The organism is Cellulomonas sp. KRMCY2, from assembly GCF_000526515.1.
Lineage (GTDB): Bacteria > Actinomycetota > Actinomycetes > Actinomycetales > Cellulomonadaceae > Actinotalea.
In genome coordinates this window covers 77,654-101,800 of the sequence record NZ_JAGF01000001.1, presented here as the reverse complement: position 1 = coordinate 101,800, position 24,147 = coordinate 77,654, and the positions used below count along the sequence as shown (strand labels likewise).

Genomic DNA, 24,147 nt, shown 5'->3' with positions numbered 1-24,147 from the left:
GGGTGCCGGCGAGCATGAACGCTGACTGGGTGGGAGCGTCCGTCAGGGCACGCTCGATGGCGCGCCGTCGGGTCGGTGCCGGTGCGGCTCGCGAGATCGCCGCCCAGCCCAGCCTCGGGTCGGCGCTCGCCCTGCTCGCGGACTCGGTCCACGCCGGACGGCTGGCCGGGTGCACCACGCTCGCCGATGCGCAGCGGGCGACCCGGGAGACGGTGCTGTGGCAGCTGCGCGTCCTGGCCGGCTGGTTGTCGGCCGGTGGCACGCGCCTGCTCCGAGCGGTGGCCGGCGGCTTCGAGCGCGACAACATCCTGGCGCTGGCCCGTCGGCTCGACGGTCACCCGACGCCGGCCGACTTCGAGCTCGGTGCGCTCGCGACGGCCTGGCCGCGCCTGCGGACGGCCTCGTCGGTCGAGGACCTCGTCGCCGCCGTGCGCAGGTCGGCCTGGGGCGATCCCGGGGCCGAGGGCAGCACGACCCTGCCGGACGTCCTGACCCTCGTGTGGCTGCGCACCGTGGCCGGTGCCGCGCCCGAGGCCCGGAGGTGGACGGCGGCCGCGAGTGCCCTGACCGTCGGCCGGTCGCTCCTGGTCGAGCGGGTCGTCCCGTCGGTCCGGCTGCGGGAGGTGGCTCGACCTCTCCTGGGCCGCACCTGGGAGGAGACCCGTGACCTCGCAGCCTTCCGTGCCGCGCTGCCGTCGTCGGTGCGTCCGGCGCTGGACGGGGTCGAGGACGCGAGCCGGCTCTGGCGAGCGGAGGCCGCCCTGCGTGCCCGGGTCGAGTCCGATGCCCATGGACTGCTGCACGGCCCACGTCCAGGGCCCTCGATCGTGCTCGGTGCGATCGCCGTGCTCGACGTCGACGCGTGGCGGGTGCGCGCAGCGCTTGCCGCCGCCGCGGTCGGCGCCGGATCGAGCGAGGTCCTCGATGCGGCCGCGTGAGCTGCGCCGGTCCCTCGGCCCGGTCCGGATGGAGCGGGTGGCGGTGATCGCGCCGGCCGCCGACCGCCATGAGGTGCTGGCCGTCGTTGCGCGCAGCGCCGTCGTCGAGCTGGACCTGCCCTACCAGCCGGGCACCGGGCCGGAGGAGGTCACGCGTGCCGCGGAGTCGGCCGTCGTCTCGGGGCAGCTCGCGGGGCTCGTGGGCTGGGCGCCGGCACGGGAGGTCGCTCCCCTGACCGCTTCGCTCGCCCCGCTGGGCGGGGCCGTCGTCCCGCTCACGCGTCCTTGGGGCGCCCAGCCGCCGACGTTCTTCGCCGGTCCGCGTCCCGTTCCGGTCTCGCGCACGCTCGTCGACACGTACGGCACGGTGCCGTACGACGACGTCGACCCGTCCCGCTGGGCAGGCCTGGCCTACGTGGTGATGTTCGGGATGATGTTCGGCGACGTCGGCCACGGTGCGATCCTGCTCGGCGTCGGCCTGCTCCTGCGTACCGGGCGCGTCCGCCGGCTGGCCGCGTTGCGGCGAGCCTGGGCGTTCGTGGCCGGGGCCGGCCTCGCCGCGATCGGCTTCGGGGCGCTGTACGGCGAGGCGTTCGGACCCACCGGGCTGCTGCCCGTGCTGTGGGTCGATCCGTTGGCCGACCCGATCCCGGTGCTCGTCGGTGGCGTCGTCCTGGGCGCCGTCCTGCTGCTGTGCGCGTACGTCTTCGGCACGGTGAACCGGGTGCGTGAGGGCGGTTGGGGCTACGCGCTGTACGCCCGTACCGGGCTCGGTGGCTCGCTGCTCTTCGTGGCCGTCGCGCTCCTGGCCCTCGGCCTGGTGGCGCAGCTCGGACCGGTCCTCCTCGTCGTCGCCGCCGGTCTCGTCGTCGCAGCGCTCGCGGTCGTCTACGTCGGGCTCCTGGTCGAGGCAGGGGGTGGCGGCGCCGGTGCGGTGCAGGCAGCCGTCGAGCTGGTCGACACGGTCATCAGGCTGGGCTCGAACCTCGTCTCCTTCGCGCGGCTCGCCGCGTTCGGGCTGACGCACGCGGCGCTGCTGTCGATCGTCTGGGACGGCACGGCGGCGCTGTGGGTGCCGGGGTGGCGGATGGCCGCGGCCGTCCTGCTCTTCGTCGTCGGCAACGTCGTCACGTTCGCCCTCGAGGCGCTGGTCGCGGGCGTCCAGGCACTTCGGCTCGAGTACTACGAGCTCTTCTCGCGCATCTTCCAGTCCGAGGGGCGGGAGTTCCGTCCCTGGGCGCCGGTGCTGCCGTCGCCCCCCGTCGGGCCGGCGGGTGTGGCGCCGGTCCTCGTCGTTCCGTCGCACGGTCCATCCCTCGGCACCTCACGCAAAGGACACAGCTCATGACGCCCTGGCTGGTCGCTCTTCCCGTGGTCCTGGTCGTCACCGTCGGGTCCTTCCTCCTGCTGCGCACCCGACGGACGGGCGGTCTGCGGATCCTGGTCGCGATCGACGTCGCGGTCCTCGTGGCTGCGGCGGTGCTCGTCGCGACCACCCTCACCTCCGGACCCGCGGCCGCCGAGGTGACCGCGACGGGTGTGGTCGCGGCCGACCAGGCCTCGGCCGGCATCGGTGGGACCGCGCTGATCGCGGCGGCGATCGCCGTCGCCGGCTCGTCACTCGGTGCCGCCTTCGCCGTCGCGTACACCGGTTCCGCGGCCCTGGCGGCCATGAGCGAGCGGCCGGAGATCTTCGGCCGCGCCATGGTGGTCGTCGGTCTGGCCGAGGGCATCGCGATCTACGGGCTGGTGATCGCCGTCATCCTCATCGGCAGAGCCTGATGCCGACGCCGCTGACCGTCGCCGCCGTGGGGGAGCGCGCGCTGCTCGAGGGCTACCCCCTGGCCGGGGTGCTCCTGGTCGCGGCCGAGACGGCCGACGCGGTCCGCCTCGCCTGGAGCTCGCTGCCGTCCGCCGTCGGCGTCGTGGTCCTGACGCCGCGGGCGGCGGCTGCGCTGGGCGAGGCGACGACGGACCCGCGCTCGCCGATGACTGTGGTGCTGCCGTCATGACCGGGCTCCCTTCCGGGTCCGCACCGGCCCTCGAACCCGTCCGCCGGTGGCTGCGCGACACGGCGGAGGAGGCGGCGGCGGAGCTCGGGGCCGCGGCGGTCGACGAGGTCGCTGCGGTGGTTGCGGCGGCCCGCGAGGAGGCCGAGCGGATCCGGCGGGACGCAGCGGCGCAGGGAGCGGCCGAGGCCCGGTCCGCTGCCGCGCTGCGCTCGGCGCAGGTGCGACGCAGGGCCGGCGAGTCGGTCCTCGCCCAGCAGGAGGCGCTGCGCCTGGCGCTGCGGCGGGACGTCGCGCACGCGGCGACAGCGCTGCTGACCGACCCGCGCTACCCGGATCTCGTCGACCGGCTTACCGCGCACGCTCGCGCGGTCCTCGGCGCGGACGCCACAGTGGTGCAGAGCGTGGACGGCGGGGTGGTGGCCGAGCGCGGTTCGCGGCGGCTGGACCTGTCCCTCCCGGTCCTCGCCGCTCAGGCGCTCGACGCGCGGCAGCAGGAGGTCGAGCGACTGTGGGCGCCGTGACCCAGGGGCGCGCCGGGACCGTGCGCCTGGTCAACGGCCCGCTCGTCGAGGTCCAGGGCCTGCCCGATGCCTCGATGCTCGAGGTCGTCGCGCTCGGCCCCCTGGCTGTCCACGCCGAGGTGGTCGGGATCGCCGGCGGACGCGTCACGCTGCAGGCCTACGAGTACACCGGAGGACTTCGGCCGGGCGACACCGCCGTGGCCACCGGCGACCAGCTCTCGGGCCTGCTGGGCCCCGGCCTGCTCGGTCAGGTCTTCGACGGACTGCTGCGGCCCCTGTCCGTCGCACCGCTGTGGCTGACCCCGGACCGGTCGGGGGCCGTCGAGGACCACACGACGGCGCGCCGCTGGACCTTCGTGCCGACCGCCTCGGCCGGTGAGCTCGTCGTGGCGGGCGACGTCCTGGGCACCGTGCCGGGGGCCGGGTCGGTGGAGCACCGGGTGCTCGTGCCCTGGGGCGTGCGGGGCGAGCTGGTGTGGCTGGCACCGGAGGGCGAGACCGGGGCGCTCGACGTCGTCGCGCGGATCGGCGACGGGGCCGTCGTGCGGCTGTCCGAACGGTGGCCGGTGCGTCGCCCGCGCCCGTTCCAGGAGCGCCTGACCGACGTCGTGCCGCTGCACACCGGCCAGCGGGTGCTGGACCTGCTGTACCCCGTGGCGCGCGGTGCGGCGGCCGCGGTGCCCGGCGGCTTCGGCACGGGCAAGACCCTGCTGCTGCAGCAGATCGCCAAGTGGAGCGACGCGGACGTGATCGTCTACGTCGGCTGCGGCGAGCGCGGCAACGAGATGGCCGAGGTCCTCGACGAGCTGACGCGGCTGCCGGACCCCCGGACCGGCGGTCGGCTGATCGACCGCACGATCATCATCGCGAACACCTCGAACATGCCCATGATGGCTCGCGAGACGAGCATCCACAGCGGCATCACGGCCGCCGAGTTCTACCGAGACATGGGGTACGACGTCGTCGTCATCGCGGACTCCACGTCCCGCTGGGCCGAGGCGCTGCGCGAGTTCGCGAACCGCAACGGCGACCTCCCCGCCGAGGAGGGCTACCCGGCCGACCTCGCCTCGGAGCTGGCCGCCTTCTACGAGCGCGCCGGCCGGGTGCGGACCCTCGGCGGCCGGGTCGCCTCGACGACAGTCGTCGGCGCCGTGTCGCCGCCCGGGGGCGACCTGAGCGAGCCGGTCACCACCGGGACGCAGCGGTTCGTCCGGTCGTGGTGGGTGCTCGACCGTGACCTGGCCTACTCGCGCCACTACCCGGCGGTCAGCTGGCGGGGTTCCTTCGCGCGGGACCTGGCGGCGGTCGGCCAGTGGCACGCCGTGCACGGGAACGAGGGCTGGACCGAGCGGCGGGCCCGCGCCGCAGCCCTGCTGGCCGAGGCGGACCGCCTCGGTGAGCTGGCTGAGGTCATCGGTACCGGCTCGCTGCCCGGACCGGAGCGCATGGTGCTGCTCGGCGGGCGCCTGCTGCGCGACGGCGTGCTGCAGCAGAGCGCGCTGAGTGCCAACGACGGCTTCTGCTCGGCGGAGAAGGGCGCCGCCCTGCTCGACCTCGTCCTGGAGGTCGTGGACGCCTGCCGGCGGCTGGTGGACCGGGGGGTGGCCGCCACGACGATCGAGGAGATGGATCTCACGCGGGTCGTGCGTGCGCGCGAGGAGATCGGTCCGCAGGATGCGGCAGGTGTGGCCGACCGGTGCCGGTCCGTCCTGCGCGAGCTGGAGGAGCTGACGTGAGCGACGTCCGGACGAGGTCGGCCGACGAGCCGGGAGTCCCGACGCCCGGGCGGCTCGGCTGGGTCTCCCACACCGACGTCCGCGAGCTGCGCGGCCCGCTGCTGGTGCTCGGCGGCGTCGACGGCGTGGGGTGGGACGAGTTCGCCACGGTGGACCTGCCGAACGGGCAGGAGCGTCACGGGCTGGTGCTGGAGGTCGACCGCGACCTGGTCACGCTGCAGGTCTTCGAGGGGACCGACGGGATGCAGCCGGGCGCGATCGGCGTGCGCTTCGAGGGGCGGCCGCTGCACGTGTCCGTCGGCCCCGGCTGGTACGGCCGGGTGTGCAACGGGCGCGGGGAGCCGCTGGACGGGGGACCACCGATCACGGGCACCGCTGTCGTGCCGGTCAACGGCTGGCCGCTGAACCCCGTCATGCGGGAGCCCCCGCGGGACCCGGTGCTCACCGGCGTCTCGGTCATCGACACCCTGGCCACACTGGTGCGCGGGCAGAAGCTGCCCATCTTCTCGGTCCCGGGCCTGCCGCACCTGACGCTCGCGACCCAGATCGCAGCGCAGGCCACCGCCCGGGGAGCCACGTTCCGGGTGGTGTTCGCCGGCATGGGCCTGACCCACGCGGACATCGCCTACGTCCGGGATCGTCTGGAGGAGCGGTCGGCGGCGGGGGAGCTCGTGCTGCTGCTCAACGCGGCCGACGACCCGGTGATCGAACGGATCCTGACACCCCGGATCGCGCTGTGCGTCGCCGAGCACCTCGCGTTCCAGGCGGGGCACGACGTCCTGGTCGTGATGTCGGACATGACGAGCTACGCCGAGGCCGTGCGCGAGGTCTCCGCGGCCCGGCGCGAGATCCCCGCGCGGCGGGGGTACCCGGGCTACCTGTACAGCGACCTTGCGAGCCTGTACGAACGCTGCGGTCGGGTCCGCGGCCGCGAGGGCTCCGTCACGATCGTCCCGGTCCTGACGATGCCGGCCGGTGACATCACGCACCCGGTCCCCGACCTCACGGGGTACATCACGGAGGGACAGGTCGTGCTGTCGCCCGAGGTGGAGGCCCGTGGCGTGTACCCCCCGGTGGACGTGCTGTCCTCGCTGTCCCGCCTGATGCGCAGCGGTGCGGGCGGCGGACGGACCCGGGAGGACCACCTGGACGTCGCGGCGCAGGTGCTCGCCGCCCTGGCCCGGGCCCGCCAGGCCGCCGAGCTCGGTGAGCTGGTCGGGTTCTCCGCCCTGAGCGAGACGGACCGCCGGTACATCGCGTGCCGCGAGCTGGTCGAGCGGGACCTGTTCGACCAGGGAGCCGACGAGCTCCGGCCGCTCGCCGACTCCCTCGACCGCGCATGGGCTGCGCTCGCCGCACTTCCCCGGCAGGAGCTGACCATGGTTCCGGCGGCCTTCCTCGACCGGTACCTGCCGGCAGCAGGTTCGCCATGAGCGACACCGGCCGCGCGGCGAGGGTCCGGCTGGAGCGGCGGCTCGCGACCGCCCGGCACGGTGCCGAGCTCTTGGACCGCAAGCGGCGCATCCTGGCGGACGAGGTCGAGCGGCTCGAGCTCCAGACCGCTCGGAGCCGTCAGGTCTGGGAGCAGCAGGCCAGGGAGGCAGCGCTGTGGCTGCGGCGCGCTGCCGCCCTGGACGGCAGCGAGCGGATCGAGGCTGCCGCGGCCGGCCGGCCCGCGACGGCCGAGATCCGGTGGGGTGGCGTGATGGGCGTCGCCTACCCGGAGGACACCCGGTGCCACCTCCCGCCCGTGACCCGACCGGGCGGCGGCTCGGCGCTGGCCCTCGCGGCGGCGGCGCACCGGGACGCCCTCGTCGCTGCGGTCGCCTGCGCAGCCGCCCAGCGCGCCGAGCAGCTCGTCGCGGCCGAGCTCGTCGTGACCCGCACCCGGCAGCGTGCTGTCGAGCACAGGTGGGTCCCGCGCCTCGAGGAGCGACTGGGGCGGGTCCGGCGTGCGCTCGCCGAGCTCGAGCTGGAGGAGAGCCTGCGGCTCCGGTGGGCCGCCGGCGCCGCGAGCAGGCCAGGAGCAGGGCCGGCCCGGGCCGCAGGTGGATCGGAGGGGAGATGACGGGTGTCGTCCTGGTCGCGGTGAACGACTCCGAGCAGGCGTTCGCCGCCGCCCGGGTGGCCGTCGAGTACGCCAGGGTCCTCGGTGCCACGCTGCACGCTGTGACCGTCATCGAGCCGTGGGAGCCGTCCGGTGCCCTGCGGGACGCCGATCCGGCGCTCCTCGCCCGCGCCCGTGAGCGGTCCGCCGCGGCCGCGTTGCGGCATGTGGCCGCCGTGGGTGCCGCGGCCGACGTCGAGGTGTCCGGGGTGACGCGCAAGGGCCACGTCGGTGCGGTGATCCTCGCCGAGGCCGATGCGGTGCATGCGACGCTGATCGTGATGGCGCGCGTCTCCCGACCCGGCCATGCCCTGCCGTACGTGGGGAGCCAGACGCTGCGGGTCCTGGAGTTCGCAGCCGTGCCGGTGCTCGTCGTGCCGACCAGGCCGCGGTGAGTCCGCCGGCGCGGGTCGATCGGCCCGCGCCGGTGGGTCCGCTGGAGCCGCTGACGACCTGGTGTCGCCCCGTCCACGCGTGATCGCGCTCAACACTCCGGGGATCCGTACCGATGGGTGGGTGTGAGCCTCCCGAACGACGTGCCCCGGTCACCCACCGGGCGCATCCCGCGGTGGGTGCGCGACGAGGCGCTGAGTCGGACGGGACCGCCGCCCGGGTGGACGCCGGGCGGGGCGCCGACCGAGTGGTCTCCCGGTGAGCCGCCGCCGACGGGGCCGTCCGATCGCCCCTGGGTCGGGCAGGGCGCCCCACCCGGACCGGAGCAGGACCGACGTCGCGCCCCCGCCGGCGGACGACCGGCTCAGCTGCGCGCACCGGAGCCGCGGTGGCACCTGTTCGGGCAGCCGTGGTACGTGTCGGTCCTCGTCGTGGTCGTGCTCGTGCTCACGGTGGGCGAGGGCGTCGATCGGTACTGGGACCACTCCGGGGACCTCGGACCGGACTTCTCGGTCGTCGTCCAGACGCGCTCCGCGGCCGAGCTCCCGCCGTCCTTCGAGACGACGAGCAAGCGCCCCACCCCCGGCTTCGAGGAGATCGGTGCGCCCCTCGCGATGGCCCCGGTCCTCACGACGACGAGCACCGCGTACGCCTTCATGGGCACGCAGCTCGGGCCGACCGGTGAGACGGTCCCCGTCGCGTGGTCGCCGTGCCGACCGATCCACTTCGTGGTGGACCCCACCGGTGCCCCGGACGACTTCGTCGACCAGGTCGTTGCCTCCTTCGGCGCGGTCTCGATGGCGACCGGTCTCATCTTCGTCTACGACGGCCTCACGCAGGAGCCCACGACCCCCGAGCGGGCAGCGTTCCAGCCGACCGTGTACGGCGACCGATGGGCGCCGGTGCTCGTGCAGCTCGCTGACGAGACCACCTACCCGGAGCTCGAGGGGAACGTGGCCGGTCTGGCGAGCACCCAGTCGGTGGAGGAGCGCCCGGGCCTGACGTACTTCATCACGGGCGCGATCCACATCGACACGACGCTCCTGGACCAGCCGGGTCAGCGCGGGATCCCGCCGTACGTCCCGGTGCTGCGGCACGAGCTCGGGCACCTGGTCGGGCTGGACCACATCGGCGACTCGTCCCAGCTGATGCATCCGAGCTCGGGCGGGGTCGCGACCTTCCAGACCGGCGACCTGACGGGACTGGCGGAACTCGGACAAGGGGCGTGCGCGCCCTCCCTCTGAGGCCCTGGTGCCCGCTGAGGCCCTGCGTCCGCTGAGAACCTGGGCCGTGACGTGCCGTGCGGCCTCGGCGGCGCGACAATCGTCAGTAGGCAGGTGAGTGTCATGCCATCGCTGATCGTGACCCCCGGTCCCGCCCGTCGGTGGGACGGCCCGCCGTGTCGGGCGGGTGCCGCATGAGTGCCGAGGACGAGCGATGGCTCCGTACGGCGATCTCCCTCGCGACGGCGAACGTCGCCGAGGGCGGCGGACCGTTCGGAGCCGTGGTGGTCGGCGACGGCGTGGTCCTGGGCATCGGCCAGAACCGGGTCACCAGGGACAACGACCCGACGGCCCACGCCGAGGTGATGGCGATCCGGGCGGCGTGCCACGCGATCAGCAGCTACTCGCTCGCCGGGGCGACGGTCTTCAGCTCGTGCGAGCCGTGCCCGCTGTGCCTGGTCGCGGTGCTGTGGTCCCGGGCCGATCGGGTCGTCTACGCCGCGGACCGCGACGACGCGGCGCGCGCAGGCTTCGACGACCGGACGTTCTACGAGCTCCTCGGCCGGGACCGGGCGACCTGGCCCGTACCGATCGTCCAGCACCGCGTGGACGGTGCCGACGCACCGATGAAGGCATGGCTGGCCCTGGAGACCAGGGTCGAGTACTGACCGGCCCGTCGCACCGCGGCTCCGGTGACGACCACCCGGTCACCGGTCACCGGTGCGTGCGCGGGCAGGCGGTCAGGCACCGGCGACAGCTCGCAGCTCGGCCTTCAGGGCTGCTGCGAGCTCCTCGATCTCGGGCACCACGTCGGGGTCGACGATGACCGTCACGGTGAGCCTCGCGTCGTAGGACAGCGCGGCGAAGGCGACCCCGACGTTCCCGGCGGTGATCGTGACGGGCACGATCTGCAGGATCGGGGCACCGACCAGGGCCAGCCGTTCGGTAGGCCCTGGCATGTTGGTGAGGAACGAGTTGACCAGGCGCTGCCGGTCGACGAACCACCGGAAGAGCCCGAGGGCCGCCAGCAGCCGGAAGGCGGGTCCGATCAGCGCGGCCGAGGCTCCCCGGGCCTGCGTCTTGCGGCGGCGGGTGATCTCGGCGACGGCGGCCAGCCGCTCCGGCACGGATCCGCCGATCGGGGTCCGGACCGGCATCACGCCGACCTGGTTGCCCAGGTCGCCGCTCGTCGTGGCGAGCCGGGCCGAGACCGGGACCGACACCACCAGCTCGTCCACGTCCTCCCCGCGCGCTCGCAGGATCCGCGCCATCGCACCCGTCACGGCGACCAGCAGGACGTCGTTGACTGTCGCGCCGTGACGTCGTCCAGCAGCCCGGAGCGGGTCGAGAGCGACCTCGACCGTCGCCACCCGGCGTCGGGGGCCGGTCGGTGCGTTCAGGGAGCACCGGGGAGCACCGCCACCCCGTCCGAGCTCGGTGCGGCCGCGGTGCGCCCGTCGCATCGCCTGGGGGAGTCGCCGCAGCGTACGCATCCGTTCGGCCGTGCAGTCGGCGAGGAGGGCTCGCACGCCCGGTGCCGGACGCGCCGTGCCTGTGGACCGGAGAGCCACCGGTCCGGCCTCGTCGACGAGCTGCGCGAGCACGGCGAGGCCGCCGATCCCGTCGGCGAGCACGTGGTGCAGCACCAGGACCAGCGCTGCCTGCCCGTCGGCCAGCCCGTCGACGACCACCGCGCGCCACATCGGTCGCGACCGCGGCAGCGGACGCGTGACGGCGTCGACGGCGACGGCCAGGAGGGCATCGTGGTCGCCGGGCGCCGCGCAGGTCACCCGGGAGACGTGAGCGCCGACGTCGAAGACGGTGTCGTCCACCCAGTACGGCCGGCCGAGGCCCCAGGGTGACGTCGCCAGCCGCTGCCGCAGACGAGGGAGGGTCGCGATCCGCTCGGCGATCAGCGTCTCCGCCCGGGCGGCGTCCCAGCCGGGGCCACCGGCCAGCAGCAGCACGGCGCCGACGTTCATCGGGACCGGTCCGACGTCTGTCGCCAGCTCGACCAGGTCACCGGGACCGATCCGGTCCACGGTGCGGTTGTCGGTCACGTCAGCAGGATGGCAGAGGGTCCCGGGCCGGACGTGCGTCCGCCACGCGGGGCGGCGCTCAGTCGAAGACGCAGTCGGTGACCTGCGCGTCGCTCAGCGTCGTGGAGTTGAGCGCCGCCCCGAGGAAGCTCGACCCGGAGATCGTCGCGCCGGTGAAGCTGGCTCCCTTCAGCTTGGCGTCGTCGAACGACGTGGCCGAGATGGTGGCGCCGTCGAGCTTGGCCCCGTCGAGCTTGGCGCCGCTCAGGTCGAGGCCGTTCAGGGTGGCCCCGGACAGGTCCGCGCCGCTGAGGTCCGCGCCGGAGTAGTCCCCGGTGAGGGTGACGCCCGCGAGATCGCATCCGGCCAGGTCCGCTCCGGGCAGAGCCGTGGCGCCGGCGACGGCCTGGGCGCACGGTGAGGCGGCCGGCTCCGCTGCCGGTGGGGCGGGTGGCTGGGTGGTCGTCGGTGTGGCTGGTGCGGGCGGTGCGGCTGGTGCGGGCGGTGTGGCTGGTGCGGGCGGTGTGGCTGGTGCGGGCGGTGTGGCTGGTGCGGGCGGTGCCACTGGTGCGGGCGAGGCCTCCGCCGGGGTGGCTGGTGCCGTCTCCGCCGGCGGCTGCGGCTGCGGGCCGGCCGGCTCGGTGGCCGACGCCGTGGGGCTCGCGGCGGGTGCGGGCGTCGGGCGTGCTGCGGGCGTGGCCGCGGGGTCGGCCCTGCGATCGACGACGCGGTCGGTGCCGCCGGCCGTGGATCCGACGGAGCTGTCGTCGGCCGCCAGGCTGCTCGCCGGCGCGACGCGGTCGGCCGCTGAGGCGGGTCCGATCACCGAGAGCACCACACCGACGACACCGGCCACAGCGACGGCCCCGGTGGTCGTCACGGCGGTCATCGCCCCCGACGCGAGCGAGGTCAGGTCCGGTTGCGGCAGCGATCGGAGCACGGGCAGCCCGGCGAGCAGCGATGCCGGCCCGGCGATCGTCTGGAGTCTCCCGAGACCCACCGCGAGGAACGCCCGGACGACCTTCGGGTCGAACTGCCGGCCCGAGCACCGAGCGAGCTCGGCACGGGCCGCCGACGCGGAGAGCGGCTTCTTGTACGACCGGGCGGAGGTGATCGCGTCGAACGCGTCGGCGACGGCGACGATGCGGGCACCGAGGTTGATGTCGGCGCCCGCGAGGCCCTGGGGGTATCCGTCACCGTCCCATCGCTCGTGATGCTGGCCGACGACCTCGAGCCATGGCCCGAGCCATCCCGCCAGCGGCCGGGCGATCTCCATCCCTTCCGCAGGGTGCGCGGCGAGGACCCGCCACTCCTCGTCGGTGGGGCGGCCGGTCTTGTTGAGGATCTCCGGTGGCGTCCGCAGCTTGCCGGCGTCGTGCAGGAGAGCGGCCCAGCTCAGCTTGGCCGCGTCCCGCTCGGAGAGTCCGAGCTCCCGGCCGATCAGGGCGGAGTAGGCCTGGACGCGCTCGGAGTGCCCCTTGGTGTTGTCGTCGTGCTCGCTGATGGCGGCGACCAGGTCGAGGAGGCGGGCGGCCTGGTGGTGCTCCTCGTCGAGCGGCTGGTGCCGGCCACGCACCGTCTCGACGCGCTCGCGGAGGACGTCGGGGGAGTGGCGCCGCAGCGCCACCGCGAACCGGGGCGGGGCACGGTCGGGGAAGTAGAGCGTCAGGCGCAGCAGGGCACTCAGGGGCAGCAGGCGCCGCGTCACCCGGCTCATGGCAAGGAGCAGCGCCGTCGCGATCACGATCTCGACGCCGAGCCACGCCCACGGGTCGACGCCGAGGCGCTCCGCGGAGGCCCAGCGCATCGCGGCGAGCCCGAAGGCGACGGCGACGAACGAGGGGAAGACGACGAGCGTCACCCGGACGCACCTCGCGAGGACCGGGTGCGGCTTCCATCGGCCCAAGGCGGCGTCCTCGTAGTTCTGGGTGGGTCCGGCCGCCATGACCATCCATCGGCTGATCGCGGCCCGTGTTGAGCCGTGCCTCGGGTGAACAGGTCGCCGCCGCGGCAGCCCTGACGACGTCCTAAGGTGTCGTCGTGACCGGGTGGTCGTCGCGCTGACCAGAGGGGTCGACAGAGTGGATCCGGAGGCTCCAGGGCTGCAGGGCGACCGCCCGAGAGGCAGCCGCGGCCGGTTGCTCCGCTCCTGGGCCCTGGCCTGGAGCGCGCTGCTGGTCCCGCTGTTCCTCGGGGTCACGGCCCTGACCGTCGCGCTCTGGGCCACCGATCCGCAGTACACGGAGACGACCCCGGTCACCGACCTCACCTTCCTGGTCCTCGGCGCAATGATCGCGGTGGGTTTCGTGAGCCAGGTGCGTCGTCGGTCTCCGCGGATCGCCGGCCCCGTGCAGTCGGTCCTCGCGTCGCTCGCCCTGTCCCTCACGGGTGCGGCCGGCGGCCGCGTGGAGCCTGCGGTGGGTGGGCAGATGCTGCTGCTCGCCTCCCTCGTGCTCGTCGCGCTCCACCGATCACGATTCCGTTCCGCGCACCTGGTCGGCCGGCCCGATCTGCCGTCGGCGCTCCTCGTCCTGATCGCCGCGGGCCCCCTGACCGTCTACGCCACCCACCTCATCGGCCTGGCCCGGGCTGCGGGACCGTCGTGCTTCCTCGGGCAGTGCGCGCGCGGCGACCGTTTCGCGGAGATGGCTGCGACCAGCGTCGCCGTCCTCGTGCTCGGGGCCCTCAGTGCCGCGCGGCCGCTCGGTTGGCGGTTGCCGGCGTGGAGCGCCGCGGTCGCGGCGCTCGTGCTGGGGAGCTCGTCGCTGGTGATCGCCGATGCGCCCGGTGCACTCGGGACGGTGGGGGCTGTCCTGACGATGCTCTGGGGCCTGGCCTTCGTCGTGGCGACGATGCGACAGCCTCGGGTGCCGCGGGTCCGGGTCCCCGGGCCATGACTGCGTGACGGGGTGTCACCAGGGCGGTGGCGATGTCAGGATCGGTCGAGGCGGGTCAGTCGGTCACTGTGCCGCCTCAGCCGGTCGGCCTGCTCGCGCTGCTGGGGGTCACCGGAGTTGACCAGGTCCGCGTAGACCAGCGGCGTCGGCACGAGCGACGACGCGTCATCGGGCAGGTGCCAGAAGCGCCGCCGGACGAGGACGGTCCCGTGCTGCTCGTCGCGGGTCATCTGATGGCGGGCGAGCACCTCCTCAGGGATCGCATCGACGTAGAGGGTCGCCGTGGTCGGCCGGCAGTCGGGCTCGAGGAGGCTCGCGGCGACCTCACCGCCGAGCTGTGCTCCCGCGTCGTCCAGCTCGACGTCCGCACCGTCCCACCAGCGGGGATCGTCGACGGCGAAGGCCGCGAGGTGGAGCCTGGGGGAGAGCCACAGGGCGTACGACTCCACCCACCTGCTCAGCAGCTCACCACCTCGCGCGAGGGTGCGTCCGTGCGGACCGTCGTACAGGTAGCCGGCTGAGGTCAGCTCCTCGACGACGATCTGGGCGGTCCCCAGGGAGACACCGCTCGCCCGCGCGATCTCGCGCAGGGGCCGGACCGTCACCCGCGGCCAGCTGAGCAGCACGAAGACGACCTGGGCTCCCGACCGGGTGAAGGCCCGCGAGGCTGCGGTCGAGCGGCGGCGCGCGGTCTCGACGGCCCGGCGCCGCCCACGGACCTCGACCAGCAGGCCCGGCCACGCGAGGTGCGCGTTCCCGGCCGCGTCCACGAAGTCGATGTCGCGGGAGCGCAGCACCTCGGCGATCGCATCGCCGACGTACGGGGCGATGACGAGCAGCGGAACGTCCTGCGGGGCGTCGATCGCGGCAGCGACGGCGGGGGTGATGCGCTCGCGAACCGCCACCGAGTACGTGCGGTGGCTGCCCTGACCTGCATCGATGGTGGCCGTTGGCGCTGGCCCGGCGTTGAGGGTGGCGTGCAGACCGTGCCGCTGCAGTGATTCGATCGCAGAAGTGAGCGTGGGCAGCAGCGTGTTCATCTGGAGCGTTCACCAAAAATGAACATGCTGCCAATAATGAACACAGGCTTCTGTCTGCGCAAGCGACGCGCTCACGAGGGTCCTGCCACGGTCGGGACCGTCGGCGGACGCGGGGCGCCCGTGCGAACGCAGCAGGCCGGCCCGGCGGATGCGGGCGGTAGGTCGACTCACCGGCGGTTGGTGCGGAGCCATCCGCTCCGACCGCACCGTCCACACCGTCCACGGAGGCAGCGAACCTCCGGCTCGGCGGTCGCTGGATTCGTGTTGTCGCTGGATCGGTCTCGCGCCGTTGGCCCTCGGATCCTCGATCGTCGGGTTGTTCCGGACCCGTCACGAATCGGTGGGTGGCCGGCTCTTCGTTGTCACCGGCGCTGTCCTCGGCGCATTCTTCGACATTCCGCTTCTCGCGTGGTGCTTCATTCTTCGCGACGGACGCGCTATTGCCGCGGAAGACGTGCGACGGTGGTCCGATCGCACGCCGTCATGAGACGGGACTCCGTATTCCGTCCCTTTGTCGGCTCTTCGCAGATGAGGGGACTTCCACCCGACCAACAGGCATGCGTGCGGGGAGGAACCAGGGTTGCGCGACGGGGACGACCATCGGATGGATGCAGTACCGTGAGCCCAACCCAGAGATCTTTGGCTACACCTGGCCGTACTCGAACCGGGGCAACTACGTAGTGGTGGCATGGCACCTACTGAATCCCGCTCCAGGCGAGCAGCGCTCTTGTGGGCAGCTACGGCGATTGCCGTGATCACTTTCGCGTTCGCAGGCTTCTTCCTCTACGTCAAGTTCGTAGGGCAGCCGCAAGCAGGCGATGTCCCGTCGGGCGTCGCCTGCAGCGAACGGCCGTCCCTGGCTGAGGTCGAGCGGGCCCTGCACGACCAAGCCGCTCTCGTGGAGCGACTGGAGGCCCTGGGGGATGTCACGGTCATACCGACGTCCTGCGGTGAGGCGGCTGATAGTGGGAGCGAGATCCTCATCCTCGTGCCGAGCAAGTCGATGAGCGACGCGGTGCGGGATGTGCTGGAATCCGAACCGTTCCACGTCCCGGTGAGCATCCGAAACGTCTGAGGTCCGGTCTCAGGCCAGGTGGCACCAATCCGTGCAGCAGACGCTCCCCGTTCACCCGGGGAATTGCACGGGTGCGAGATCTGGCGTTCGCAATGGTGTGACCATCGAGCGGGAATGAGGTCCCTTGATCGGTCCTCGCGCCAAGGACCGGGTCAGACCGGCGTCGGGCGGCTGCTGATCACCGTGACGTTGCCGGACACGCGCACGGGACCGACGCCGGCCGGCACGATGAGGTGGTCGCCCGCAGCCAGGTGCACGTCGTGGTCGGCGTAGCTCAGGCGACCCTCGCCGTCGACCACTGTGACCAGCTCGTAGGTCGGGAACTCGACCGTGTACCCCGGTCCGTCGACCTCGTGCCGGTCGACCTCGAAGTGCTCGCCTCGCACGAGCTCTGTCCGGTGCCCGCCCGGCACCCGCTCGGGCGACCGAGCGGTGTCGGTGCTCGCCGGGTCGAAGGGGACCACGCTGACCTGCTTGGACTTCTGCAGGTGCAGGTCCCGTGCTCTGCCGTCACGATCCCGACGGTCGAAGTCGTACACCCGGTAGGTCGTGTCGCAGTTCTGCTGGACCTCGCAGATGAGCAGGCCCGGTCCGACGGCGTGGATGGTCCCGCTCGGGATGTAGACGAAGTCGCCCGGCCTGACCCGGCGCCGGAGCAGCAGGTCGTCCCACTGGCCGACGTCGATCATGCGGGCCAGCTCGTCGGAGTCCCGGGCGCGGTGACCGAGGATGAGCTCGGCGTCGGGGACGGCGGCGACGACGTACCAGCACTCGCTCTTCCCCAGCGGGACGCCCTCGAGCTGCAGCGCCTCGGCGTCATCGGGATGGACCTGGACCGAGAGCCAGTCCGCGGTGTCGAGGAACTTCACAAGCAACGGGAAGGTGGGCCGCGGGTCGTCCCCGAAGAAAGACCGGTCCTTCTCCCACACGGAGAGCAGGGTCTGCGCGTCGTGCGGGCCGCCGACGACGATCGACTCGCTGTCCGGTCGCGCGCTCACGCCCCAGCACTCGCCCACGTCGGCGCCGGGGATGTCATACCCGAAGGCCGAGGCCATCGCGTGGCCGGCCCACAGCCGCTCCTTGAACACGGGGCGCAGCCGGAGGGGTGGGGGTAGGTGCACGGCAACGATCCTAGGGCGCTCGTCGCCCGGAGCGACCCGACGCGGGCCCCCGCAGGTCCCGACCGGGCCGGCGAGACACGACTTTGTCCATCGGCCGAAGAAACCCCTCCTGACGCGATGTTCTGTGTCTACACTGGCGGCGCCGACGCGGGCGGCGAGACTCGAGCCGCCCGCATGACTCGGTCACCACTCATTCGAAGGAGAAGGCCGCCCCATGGCGACGCACATCATCGGGGGCGCGCTCCCCACCATGCCGTGGCAGGACAAGCCCGCGGACTGCGTCGGGCCCCTGTGGCGCGATGACCGCAACCCGATCATCGGGTGGAACCCCACACCGAAGATGGCGCGCGTGTTCAACAGCGCTGTCGTGCCATGGGGCGAGGGCTTCATCGGCGTCTTCCGTGCGGACCACCGGGACGGCAAGCCGCTGCTGCACGTCGGCCGCTCGCAGAACGCCCTGGACTGGGAGTTCGAGAACGAGGAGATCCACTTCGTCGACGAGCCCGGTGCGGACTACCAGCCGAACTACGCCTACGACCCGCGCGTGGTGAAGATCGAGGACACCTACTACGTGACCTGGTGCACCGACTTCGGCGGCCCGGCCCTGGGCCTGGCCAGCACCACGGACTTCGTCACGTTCGTGCGGATGGAGAACATCTGCACGCCGTACAACCGCAACGGCGTGCTCTTCCCGCGAAAGATCGACGGCAAGTTCGTGCTCCTGACCCGACCGTCCGACGCCGGTCACACGGCCTTCGGGGACATCTTCATCTCGCAGAGCCCGGACCTCGTGCACTGGGGTCGTCACCGTCGGGTGATGAGCACCGGCGACACCTGGTGGCAGGCGCTCAAGATCGGTGCAGGTGCCCCGCCGATCGAGACGGACGAGGGATGGCTGCTCTTCTACCACGGTGTGACGAACACCTGTAACGGCTACGTCTACAGCTATGGCGCCGTGCTGCTCGACCTCGAGAACCCGGACCGGGTGCTGCATCGCACGTACAACTACCTGCTCACCCCGGAGAAGGACTACGAGACCAACGGCTTCGTGCCGAACGTCGCGTTCCCGTGCTCTGTCCTGGTCGACGCCCCGACCGGCCGGATCGCGATCTACTACGGCGCCGCGGACACGTACACCGCTGTGGCGTACGCCCAGGTCGACGAGCTCATCGCGCACATCAAGGCGGACTCCAGGCTCGTCCCCGGGGACGCCGACGAGTTCCGCTGAGCCCGACATTCTTTTCGAGCGGATTCAACGTGAGCATGGCTTCCCGTTGATGATCGTGAAAGACACGTGCGCGGGCTGCGGCTCGACGCATGGGTTGTGTCCTAGCCGAGGTGGTGAAGCTCGCTCACCTCGGCCGTGGCGTCCCGGTGCTTGCGGACCGCCTGGATCGCAGCCCAGGCCGCAACCGCCACCACTGCCGTCCCAAGGACGATCAGCACGACGAGGACCAGCTCGAACTGTCGCATCGCGTCAGGGCTCCCTTGCCGTTGAACGTGTAGGTCGCACGATACGACAGCCGGGAGCACGCCGGTAGGGTTGCCGTCCGGGTCGTTCGCCGGACGCTACGCCCGCTCCAGCAGCACGAGCACCTCGTAGTGCGACGTCTGCGGGAACATGTCGAGGAGCTGCGCCCGCCGCGGTCGCAGGGACGGCATGGCCAGGAGATCACGCGCCAGCGACTCGGCGTTGCAGCTGGAGTAGATCACCTGCTGGACGGACGACGACTCGAGCCAGCGGCCCAGCCGGTCGCCGATACCGCGTCGTGGCGGGTTGACGATGACGAGCTCAGGCGCCGACGCCGCACCGACGGCGAACGCCGTGGCGTCGCCGACCTGGAAGCGCACGCGGCCCAGGCCGGCCTGATGCCTGCTCAGGTCGGCGCTGGCGACCGCCTCGCCGCTGACCTCGATACCTGTCACGTCCCGTGCCGGGTCGGCGCAGTGCAGGGCGAACCCGCCGACGCCGCAGTAGAGGTCCCAGAGCGACGCGGGCCCGCGCTCGTCGACCCAGTCCCGGGCCTGGCGGTACAGGGCGGCGGCGACCTCGGTGTTCGTCTGGAAGAAGCTCTGCGGTCGCAGGTAGAGGTCGATGCCGTTGACGCTCATGCGCAGCGTCGCCTCGTCGGTCAGCAGGATCTCGCGATCGCCCTCCACGACGGCCTTGTGCTCGGGCAGGAGGTTGACGGACACCACGACCAGCTGGGGCAGCGCCCGCAGCAGCGCGGGCAGGTGCTTGCGGATCCGCGCCACCGGCTCCTGCGACCGCAGGACGAAGCGCAGCATGAGCTCGGCGTCGGGCGACTCGGTGACGAGCAGGTACTTGAGCTCACCGGAACGCCGCGAGACGTCGTAGGGCGTGAGGTCGGCCTGCCCGACGAACGCGGCCAGCACCGGGAAGCAGGCCTGGAGACTCGGGGGGTACAGACCGCAGTCGCTCAGGTCGACGCCCGTGCCCTCGGCGTCGAGGATGCCCAACGTGGGGCGCTGCGCGGTGCCGCCGACCACCATCTTCGCCTTGTTGCGGAAGCCTGACTCCCGGCTCGCCGCCGGCGAGATCCACTGCAGGTCCGCACGCTCGCCGAGCACGTCGGCGCAGTGCCCGGCCTTGGCGGCGAGCTGCTCGGCGTAGGGCCGGCCGAGGAGGGTGCACGAACGGCACCGCGCCGCATCGAAGTGGGGGCACTGCATGGGTGGGACTCTACGTCGCAGGTGAGCACCGCCATCCCGCCCCGGGTCGACCCGGGGCGACCAGGACACTGCGATCCGCGGTTGATTGACGCGCGTCATGGTCGCGGCAGGGGCGGGTACCTAACGTCGGCCTCAGCACCCCAGCGGGTGACCGGACCGACGACAGGACGATCATGAGCACCACCGCTCCCACGGCCACGACCCACACCACCCTGCGTGCCGAGGGCTTCACCTGCCCCTCGTGCGTCGCCAAGATCGAGAAGCGGGTCGGTGCCCTGCCCGGTGTCAGCGCGGTCCGGGTCCAGTTCGCCTCGTCCCGGATCGAGGTCGACCACGACCCGGGCGTCGCCGGCGTCGACCGGCTCGTCGCCGAGGTGGCCAAGGCGGGCTACACCGCCCACGCGACGGCCTTCTGATGCCGGGGACGATCGACAGGGCCAGGTTCCATCAGTGGTTGCACGGCCGGTGGCGTGTTCCGGCCGTCTCCGGGGTGCTGATCCTGGCGTCCTTCGTCGTCGCCCGCTTCCCAGGGGTCGACTCCGCTGCCGAGGTCCTGATGACCTCGGCAGCCGTGGTCGCCGGTGCGCCGATCGTGGTCAAGGCCGCACGTGGGCTCGCGGTCAGGGTCGTCGGGATCGACCTGCTCGTCTCGGTCGCGACGATCGGCGCCCTGGTCATCGGCCAGTACTGGGAAGCAGCGGCCGTGACCTTCCTCTTCGCGGTGGGTCACGCCCTGGAGAACGCCACGCTGAACAAGACCCGCTCCGCGTTGGCCGAGCTGATCGCCGTCGCCCCGGACGTGGCGATCGTGCTGCGCGACGGTCACCAGGTCGAGATCCCGGCGGCATCGGTGCTGCTCGGGGAGACCGTGCTGGTCAAGAACGGCGCGAAGGTCCCGGTCGACGGCGCGGTGACCGGGGGTACCGGCGCGCTGGACGAGGCGTCGATCACCGGTGAGTCGATCCCGGTGGAGAAGCTGGCCGGCGACCGGGTCTTCGCCGGCACGATCTCGCGCGGCGGGTTCCTCCAGGTCGAGGCGACCGGTGTGGGTGCCGACACGACGCTCGCCCGCATCATCCACCGGGTCGAGGAGGCCCAGGACGCCAAGGCCGCGACGCAGGCCATCATGGACCGGTTCTCCGCCTGGTACACCCCGGCAATCATCGTGCTGGCCCTGGTCGTGGGCCTGGTCACCGGGGACGTGGTCCTCGCCCTGACCCTGCTGGTCATCGGCTGCCCCGGGGCGCTGGTCATCTCCATCCCGGTCGCGGTCGTGGCCGGCATCGGTCGCGGCGCACGGGACGGCATCCTGATCAAGGGCGGGGAGTTCCTCGAGACCTCGGCGAGGATCACCGCTGTCGCGCTCGACAAGACCGGCACCCTCACGAAGGGGCGTCCGGTGCTGACCGACGTCGTCGTGCTCGACCCGACACTGACCCGCGGCGACGTGCTGATGTGGGCGGCGCGCGCCGAGGCAGGCTCCGAGCACCCCCTGGCCCGGCCGATCGTGCAGGCGGCCCGGGCCGAGGGGCTGCCCGTCGCGGGTGTGCCCGATGCGACCGAGCCGGTGCCGGGCAAGGGGATCGTGGCCGTCGTGGACGGTCACCGGATCGTGGTGGGGAACCTGACCCTGCTGACCGCCGAGGGCATCACCGACACCACGGCTCCGGCCGGCACGGTCGAGCGGCTCGCTGCGACCGGCCGCACCCCGATGGTCGTCGCCATCGACGGGCGGGTGGCCGGCGTGGTCGCGGTCGCCGACTCGATCCGGCCCGACGCCGCAGCGATGGTGGCGAACCTGCACGCGGCCGGTGTGCGCAGGGTCGTCATGCTCACCGGCGACACCGCGGCGATCGCCGGCGCGGTCGGCGCCCAGGTGGGCGTCGACGAGGTCCGCGCCGGTCTGCTGCCCGAGGACAAGCTCGACGCGGTGCGCGAGCTGCAGGCCCAGGGCCACACCGTGGCGATGGTCGGCGACGGCGTCAACGACGCCCCGGCCCTCGCGACCGCGGACATCGGGGTCGCGATGGGTGCGGCCGGCAGCGGGGTGGCGATCGAGACCGCCGACATCGCCCTCATGGGTGACGACCTGCTCAAGCTCCCGCAGGCGATCGCCCTGGCCCGGCGCACCGTCCGCACGATGCGCCAGAACATCGTCGTCGCGCTGGTCACGGTCGGCCTGCTGCTGGCCGGGGTGCTCGGCGGTGGTGTGACGATGTCCGCCGGGATGCTCGTCCACGAGGTCTCGGTGCTCGTCGTGATCATCAATGCCATGCGACTGCTGCGCCGCCGGCAGGTCCGGGCGGCGACCGACGCGCAGGTGTCAGCGGTACCGGCGGCGGACGTTCGCCCTCGTCGACGGGCCGGGCGACGGGGCGGAGATCCACGGCCCGGTGCCCTCGGAGGCGTCGATGACGCCGTCCTCCAGCCAACGCACGTCACCCTTGAGCACGGCCCTGGCCAGGGCGCGGTCCGGCCGGTCGGTGTTGTTCCGGAGCTGTCGGAAGAGCTCGTCCACCCGGTGCCGGGACTGCTCGCAGAAGACGTCGGCGAGCCGGACGGCGGAGCTGCCGTCGGCAGGGTTCTGCGCTCGCAGGGACTCGGCACGCGCGCAGACCGCTGACATCGCGAAGAGCTCGGCGCCGATGTCGACGATGCGGCCGAGGAGCACCTGCTTGCGGTCCAGACCCGCCTGCCAGCGGGCCATCGCGTAGAACGTACGGCGGGCCAGGGTCCGCGAGGACCGCTCGACGTAGCGGACGTGGCGCGCCAGCCGCCCGAGCTCGCCGTACGCCCCGGGCCGTGCGCCCTTGCCGACGGCGAGCTTCGGCAGCCACCGGGCGTAGAAGCCGCTGGCGTGGGCCGCCGCCCTCGCCTTGGCGCGGAGGTCGGCGTCCCGGGAGGCGAGCTCACCGGCGGCCGCCAGGTGCGCGTCGACCGCCTCGCGCGCGATGAGGAGTCGCATGATCTCGGACGACCCCTCGAAGATGCGGTTGATCCGCATGTCCCGCAGGAGCTGCTCGGCGGGCACCGCACGCTCACCACGGGCGGCGAGCGAGTCGGCCGTCTCGTAGCCGCGACCGCCCCGGATCTGCACGAGCTCGTCGGCGACCCGGTAGGCCATCTCGCTCGACCAGAGCTTGGCCAGCGCGGCCTCGATCCGGACGTCCTTCTGCCCGGCGTCCGCCAGGGCTGCCGAGAGCTCGAACACGGACTCCAGGGCGAACGTCGTCGCGGCGATGAACGCGACCTTCGTGCCGACCGCCTCGTGCTCGCCGACGGGCCGGCCCCACTGGACCCGTTCGGTCGACCACTGGCGCGCGATCGTCAGCGCCCACTTGGAGCCGCCCGCGCAGATCGCCGGGATCGACAGTCGCCCGGTGTTGAGCGTCGTCAGTGCGATCTTGAGCCCTTGCCCCTCCCGGCCGATCCGGTTCGCGGCCGGCACCCGGACCTGGTGGAAGTGGGTGACGCCGTTCTCCATGCCCTTGAGGCCCATGAAGGCGTTGCGGTTCTCGACCGTGATCCCCGGCGCGTCCGCCTCGACGACGAAGGCGGTGATCCCGCCCCGACCGCCGTCGTGCGGGGGCACGGTGGCCATGACCACCAGCAGCTCGGCGATGGGGCCGTTCGTCGTCCAGAGCTTCACGCCGTCGAGGAGGTAGGCGTCGCCGTCGGCCGCGGGCGTCGCGGTCGAACCCATCCGCGCCGGGTCGGAGCCGACGTCGGGCTCGGTCAGCAGGAAGGCCGAGATGGCGCCCTGCGCGCACCGGGGCAGGTACTCCTGCTTCTGCTCCTCGGTGCCGAACATGCGCACCGGCTCGGGCACGCCGATCGACTGGTGCGCGGAGAGCAGCGCGCCGAGGCTCGGGTGCGCCGTGCTGACCAGCATGAGGGCCCTGCCGTAGTGGACGAGCGAGAGCCCGAGCCCGCCGTACCGGCGCGGGATCTTCATGCCGAAGGCGCCGAGCTCGCGCAGACCGGCGAGGTACTCGTCGGGGATGTGGTCCTCGCGCTCGATCCGGCTGCCGTCGAGCGTCCGGCAGTAGTCGCCGAGCGTCCTGAGGAACGCGTCGCCGCGGGCGACCTCGTCAGGGTCCGGCAGCGGATACGGATGGATGAGCGAGAGGTCGAACTCACCGAGGTACAGCCCCTTGGCGAAGCTGGGCCGGCTCCACTCGGTCTCCCTGGCCGCCTCGGCGACCTCCCGGGCCTTGCGCTCGCCCGACGTCGCGGGCTGGTGCACGGTGCTGCTGCCCATCAGAACCCCTCCCGGCAGGCCCTGCGCAGAACGGGCGGGCCGCTCCCTTCGATGCTACTCAGGGGTGATGAGCCTCACCCGCTGCCGGGT

22 protein-coding genes and 1 pseudogene are annotated in these 24,147 nt (G+C 72.9%); 16 read left to right on the top strand and 7 right to left on the bottom strand.

Annotated elements, in window-relative coordinates:
- Window positions 1–14: 14 nt before the first annotated feature.
- The 11 genes from K415_RS0100565 (at window position 15) to K415_RS0100510 (ending at window position 9,598) form a co-directional block, all read left to right on the top strand.
- A complete protein-coding gene (locus tag K415_RS0100565; protein ID WP_024285180.1) occupies window positions 15–938 on the top strand; it encodes a hypothetical protein in 924 nt (307 codons plus the stop codon).
- The gene (locus K415_RS21225; RefSeq protein ID WP_024285179.1) at window positions 925–2,286 is read left to right on the top strand and encodes a V-type ATPase 116kDa subunit family protein; all 1,362 of its coding nucleotides are present in this window, start codon (window positions 925–927) and stop codon (window positions 2,284–2,286) included. Before K415_RS0100565 ends, K415_RS21225 begins: the two co-directional genes overlap by 14 nt.
- Complete coding sequence (locus K415_RS0100555) at window positions 2,283–2,720, top strand: ATP synthase subunit C (RefSeq protein WP_024285178.1); 438 nt, start codon at window positions 2,283–2,285, stop codon at window positions 2,718–2,720. The genes K415_RS21225 and K415_RS0100555 overlap by 4 nt, the downstream gene beginning before the upstream one ends.
- On the top strand, window positions 2,720–2,950 hold the full coding sequence (locus K415_RS0100550; protein ID WP_024285177.1) for a hypothetical protein: 231 nt from the start codon (window positions 2,720–2,722) through the stop codon (window positions 2,948–2,950). The genes K415_RS0100555 and K415_RS0100550 overlap by 1 nt, the downstream gene beginning before the upstream one ends.
- Window positions 2,947–3,471, top strand: a complete 525-nt coding sequence (locus K415_RS0100545; protein ID WP_024285176.1) for a hypothetical protein — start codon at window positions 2,947–2,949, stop codon at window positions 3,469–3,471. Before K415_RS0100550 ends, K415_RS0100545 begins: the two co-directional genes overlap by 4 nt.
- Window positions 3,468–5,207 carry a V-type ATP synthase subunit A gene (locus tag K415_RS0100540; RefSeq protein WP_029662881.1) on the top strand — a complete coding sequence of 580 codons (1,740 nt, stop codon included), beginning with the start codon at window positions 3,468–3,470 and terminating at the stop codon, window positions 5,205–5,207. The genes K415_RS0100545 and K415_RS0100540 overlap by 4 nt, the downstream gene beginning before the upstream one ends.
- The gene (locus K415_RS0100535) at window positions 5,204–6,640 is read left to right on the top strand and encodes a V-type ATP synthase subunit B (protein WP_024285174.1); all 1,437 of its coding nucleotides are present in this window, start codon (window positions 5,204–5,206) and stop codon (window positions 6,638–6,640) included. Before K415_RS0100540 ends, K415_RS0100535 begins: the two co-directional genes overlap by 4 nt.
- Entirely contained in the window at window positions 6,637–7,275 is a 639-nt protein-coding gene (locus tag K415_RS22360) for a V-type ATP synthase subunit D (protein WP_024285173.1), read from the top strand. Before K415_RS0100535 ends, K415_RS22360 begins: the two co-directional genes overlap by 4 nt.
- Window positions 7,272–7,709 (top strand): universal stress protein, encoded by a 438-nt coding sequence (locus tag K415_RS0100525; RefSeq protein ID WP_024285172.1) that lies wholly within the window; start codon window positions 7,272–7,274, stop codon window positions 7,707–7,709. The genes K415_RS22360 and K415_RS0100525 overlap by 4 nt, the downstream gene beginning before the upstream one ends.
- A 414-nt stretch (window positions 7,710–8,123) precedes the next feature.
- On the top strand, window positions 8,124–8,951 hold the full coding sequence (locus K415_RS22355; protein ID WP_155859302.1) for a peptidase: 828 nt from the start codon (window positions 8,124–8,126) through the stop codon (window positions 8,949–8,951).
- A 173-nt stretch (window positions 8,952–9,124) separates the two neighbouring features.
- Window positions 9,125–9,598, top strand: coding sequence for a nucleoside deaminase (locus K415_RS0100510; RefSeq protein ID WP_024285170.1), 474 nt, complete (start codon window positions 9,125–9,127; stop codon window positions 9,596–9,598).
- A gap of 72 nt (window positions 9,599–9,670) precedes the next feature.
- On the opposite strand, the gene K415_RS0100505 is transcribed toward K415_RS0100510, so the two are convergent.
- Window positions 9,671–10,990: a wax ester/triacylglycerol synthase domain-containing protein gene (locus K415_RS0100505; RefSeq protein ID WP_024285169.1), complete on the bottom strand. Its 1,320-nt coding sequence runs from the start codon at window positions 10,988–10,990 to the stop codon at window positions 9,671–9,673.
- A 58-nt stretch (window positions 10,991–11,048) separates the two neighbouring features.
- Window positions 11,049–12,914: an HD domain-containing phosphohydrolase gene (locus K415_RS22350; RefSeq protein WP_024285168.1), complete on the bottom strand. Its 1,866-nt coding sequence runs from the start codon at window positions 12,912–12,914 to the stop codon at window positions 11,049–11,051.
- A gap of 193 nt (window positions 12,915–13,107) precedes the next feature.
- Here K415_RS22350 and K415_RS0100495 point away from each other — a divergent pair, with 193 nt between their 5' ends.
- Complete coding sequence (locus tag K415_RS0100495) at window positions 13,108–13,866, top strand: hypothetical protein (RefSeq protein ID WP_034660937.1); 759 nt, start codon at window positions 13,108–13,110, stop codon at window positions 13,864–13,866.
- A 35-nt stretch (window positions 13,867–13,901) separates the two neighbouring features.
- Here the strand turns inward: K415_RS0100495 and K415_RS0100490 are convergent, their stop codons facing one another.
- Complete coding sequence (locus tag K415_RS0100490) at window positions 13,902–14,906, bottom strand: type IV toxin-antitoxin system AbiEi family antitoxin (RefSeq protein ID WP_024285166.1); 1,005 nt, start codon at window positions 14,904–14,906, stop codon at window positions 13,902–13,904.
- Window positions 14,907–15,657: 751 nt separating this feature from the next.
- On the opposite strand from K415_RS0100490, the gene K415_RS0100485 reads away from it, so the two are divergent.
- Entirely contained in the window at window positions 15,658–15,981 is a 324-nt protein-coding gene (locus tag K415_RS0100485) for a hypothetical protein (RefSeq protein ID WP_024285165.1), read from the top strand.
- Window positions 15,982–16,133: 152 nt separating this feature from the next.
- On the opposite strand, the gene K415_RS0100480 is transcribed toward K415_RS0100485, so the two are convergent.
- On the bottom strand, window positions 16,134–17,102 hold the full coding sequence (locus K415_RS0100480; RefSeq protein ID WP_024285164.1) for a type I phosphomannose isomerase catalytic subunit: 969 nt from the start codon (window positions 17,100–17,102) through the stop codon (window positions 16,134–16,136).
- Window positions 17,103–17,316: 214 nt separating this feature from the next.
- On the opposite strand from K415_RS0100480, the gene K415_RS0100475 reads away from it, so the two are divergent.
- A complete protein-coding gene (locus K415_RS0100475) occupies window positions 17,317–18,330 on the top strand; it encodes a glycoside hydrolase family 130 protein (protein ID WP_024285163.1) in 1,014 nt (337 codons plus the stop codon).
- 101 nt (window positions 18,331–18,431) lie between these two features.
- Here the strand turns inward: K415_RS0100475 and K415_RS23710 are convergent, their stop codons facing one another.
- Window positions 18,432–18,575: a hypothetical protein gene (locus K415_RS23710; protein WP_155859301.1), complete on the bottom strand. Its 144-nt coding sequence runs from the start codon at window positions 18,573–18,575 to the stop codon at window positions 18,432–18,434.
- A 96-nt stretch (window positions 18,576–18,671) separates the two neighbouring features.
- Entirely contained in the window at window positions 18,672–19,796 is a 1,125-nt protein-coding gene (gene rlmC, locus K415_RS0100465; RefSeq protein ID WP_024285162.1) for a 23S rRNA (uracil(747)-C(5))-methyltransferase RlmC, read from the bottom strand.
- Between the two features lie 173 nt (window positions 19,797–19,969).
- Here rlmC and K415_RS0100460 point away from each other — a divergent pair, with 173 nt between their 5' ends.
- Together K415_RS0100460 and K415_RS23185 are read left to right on the top strand one after the other, a co-directional pair.
- Window positions 19,970–20,212: a heavy-metal-associated domain-containing protein gene (locus K415_RS0100460; RefSeq protein ID WP_024285161.1), complete on the top strand. Its 243-nt coding sequence runs from the start codon at window positions 19,970–19,972 to the stop codon at window positions 20,210–20,212.
- A pseudogene (locus K415_RS23185) lies at window positions 20,212–22,137 on the top strand (heavy metal translocating P-type ATPase); the annotation flags it as partial. The gene K415_RS0100460 and the pseudogene K415_RS23185, both read left to right, overlap by 1 nt.
- Here the strand turns inward: K415_RS23185 and K415_RS0100440 are convergent.
- Window positions 22,120–24,057, bottom strand: a complete 1,938-nt coding sequence (locus tag K415_RS0100440) for an acyl-CoA dehydrogenase family protein (protein ID WP_024285157.1) — start codon at window positions 24,055–24,057, stop codon at window positions 22,120–22,122. The pseudogene K415_RS23185 and the gene K415_RS0100440 sit on opposite strands and share 18 nt — an antisense overlap.
- Window positions 24,058–24,147 lie beyond the last annotated feature (90 nt).

Bases quoted from the DNA above. Each gene is read 5' to 3' on its own strand.
- K415_RS0100510 (WP_024285170.1), top strand. From the start codon at position 9,125: ATGAGTGCCGAGGACGAGCGATGGCTCCGTACGGCGATCTCCCTCGCG.
- K415_RS0100490 (WP_024285166.1), bottom strand. From the start codon at position 14,906: ATGAACACGCTGCTGCCCACGCTCACTTCTGCGATCGAATCACTGCAG.
- K415_RS0100550 (WP_024285177.1), top strand. From the start codon at position 2,720: ATGCCGACGCCGCTGACCGTCGCCGCCGTGGGGGAGCGCGCGCTGCTC.
- K415_RS0100545 (WP_024285176.1), top strand. From the start codon at position 2,947: ATGACCGGGCTCCCTTCCGGGTCCGCACCGGCCCTCGAACCCGTCCGC.
- K415_RS23710 (WP_155859301.1), bottom strand. From the start codon at position 18,575: ATGCGACAGTTCGAGCTGGTCCTCGTCGTGCTGATCGTCCTTGGGACG.
- K415_RS0100555 (WP_024285178.1), top strand. From the start codon at position 2,283: ATGACGCCCTGGCTGGTCGCTCTTCCCGTGGTCCTGGTCGTCACCGTC.
- K415_RS0100525 (WP_024285172.1), top strand. From the start codon at position 7,272: ATGACGGGTGTCGTCCTGGTCGCGGTGAACGACTCCGAGCAGGCGTTC.
- K415_RS0100475 (WP_024285163.1), top strand. From the start codon at position 17,317: ATGGCGACGCACATCATCGGGGGCGCGCTCCCCACCATGCCGTGGCAG.
- K415_RS0100440 (WP_024285157.1), bottom strand. From the start codon at position 24,057: ATGGGCAGCAGCACCGTGCACCAGCCCGCGACGTCGGGCGAGCGCAAG.
- K415_RS22350 (WP_024285168.1), bottom strand. From the start codon at position 12,914: ATGGCGGCCGGACCCACCCAGAACTACGAGGACGCCGCCTTGGGCCGA.
- K415_RS21225 (WP_024285179.1), top strand. From the start codon at position 925: ATGCGGCCGCGTGAGCTGCGCCGGTCCCTCGGCCCGGTCCGGATGGAG.
- K415_RS0100460 (WP_024285161.1), top strand. From the start codon at position 19,970: ATGAGCACCACCGCTCCCACGGCCACGACCCACACCACCCTGCGTGCC.
- rlmC (WP_024285162.1), bottom strand. From the start codon at position 19,796: ATGCAGTGCCCCCACTTCGATGCGGCGCGGTGCCGTTCGTGCACCCTC.
- K415_RS0100565 (WP_024285180.1), top strand. From the start codon at position 15: ATGAACGCTGACTGGGTGGGAGCGTCCGTCAGGGCACGCTCGATGGCG.
- K415_RS22360 (WP_024285173.1), top strand. From the start codon at position 6,637: ATGAGCGACACCGGCCGCGCGGCGAGGGTCCGGCTGGAGCGGCGGCTC.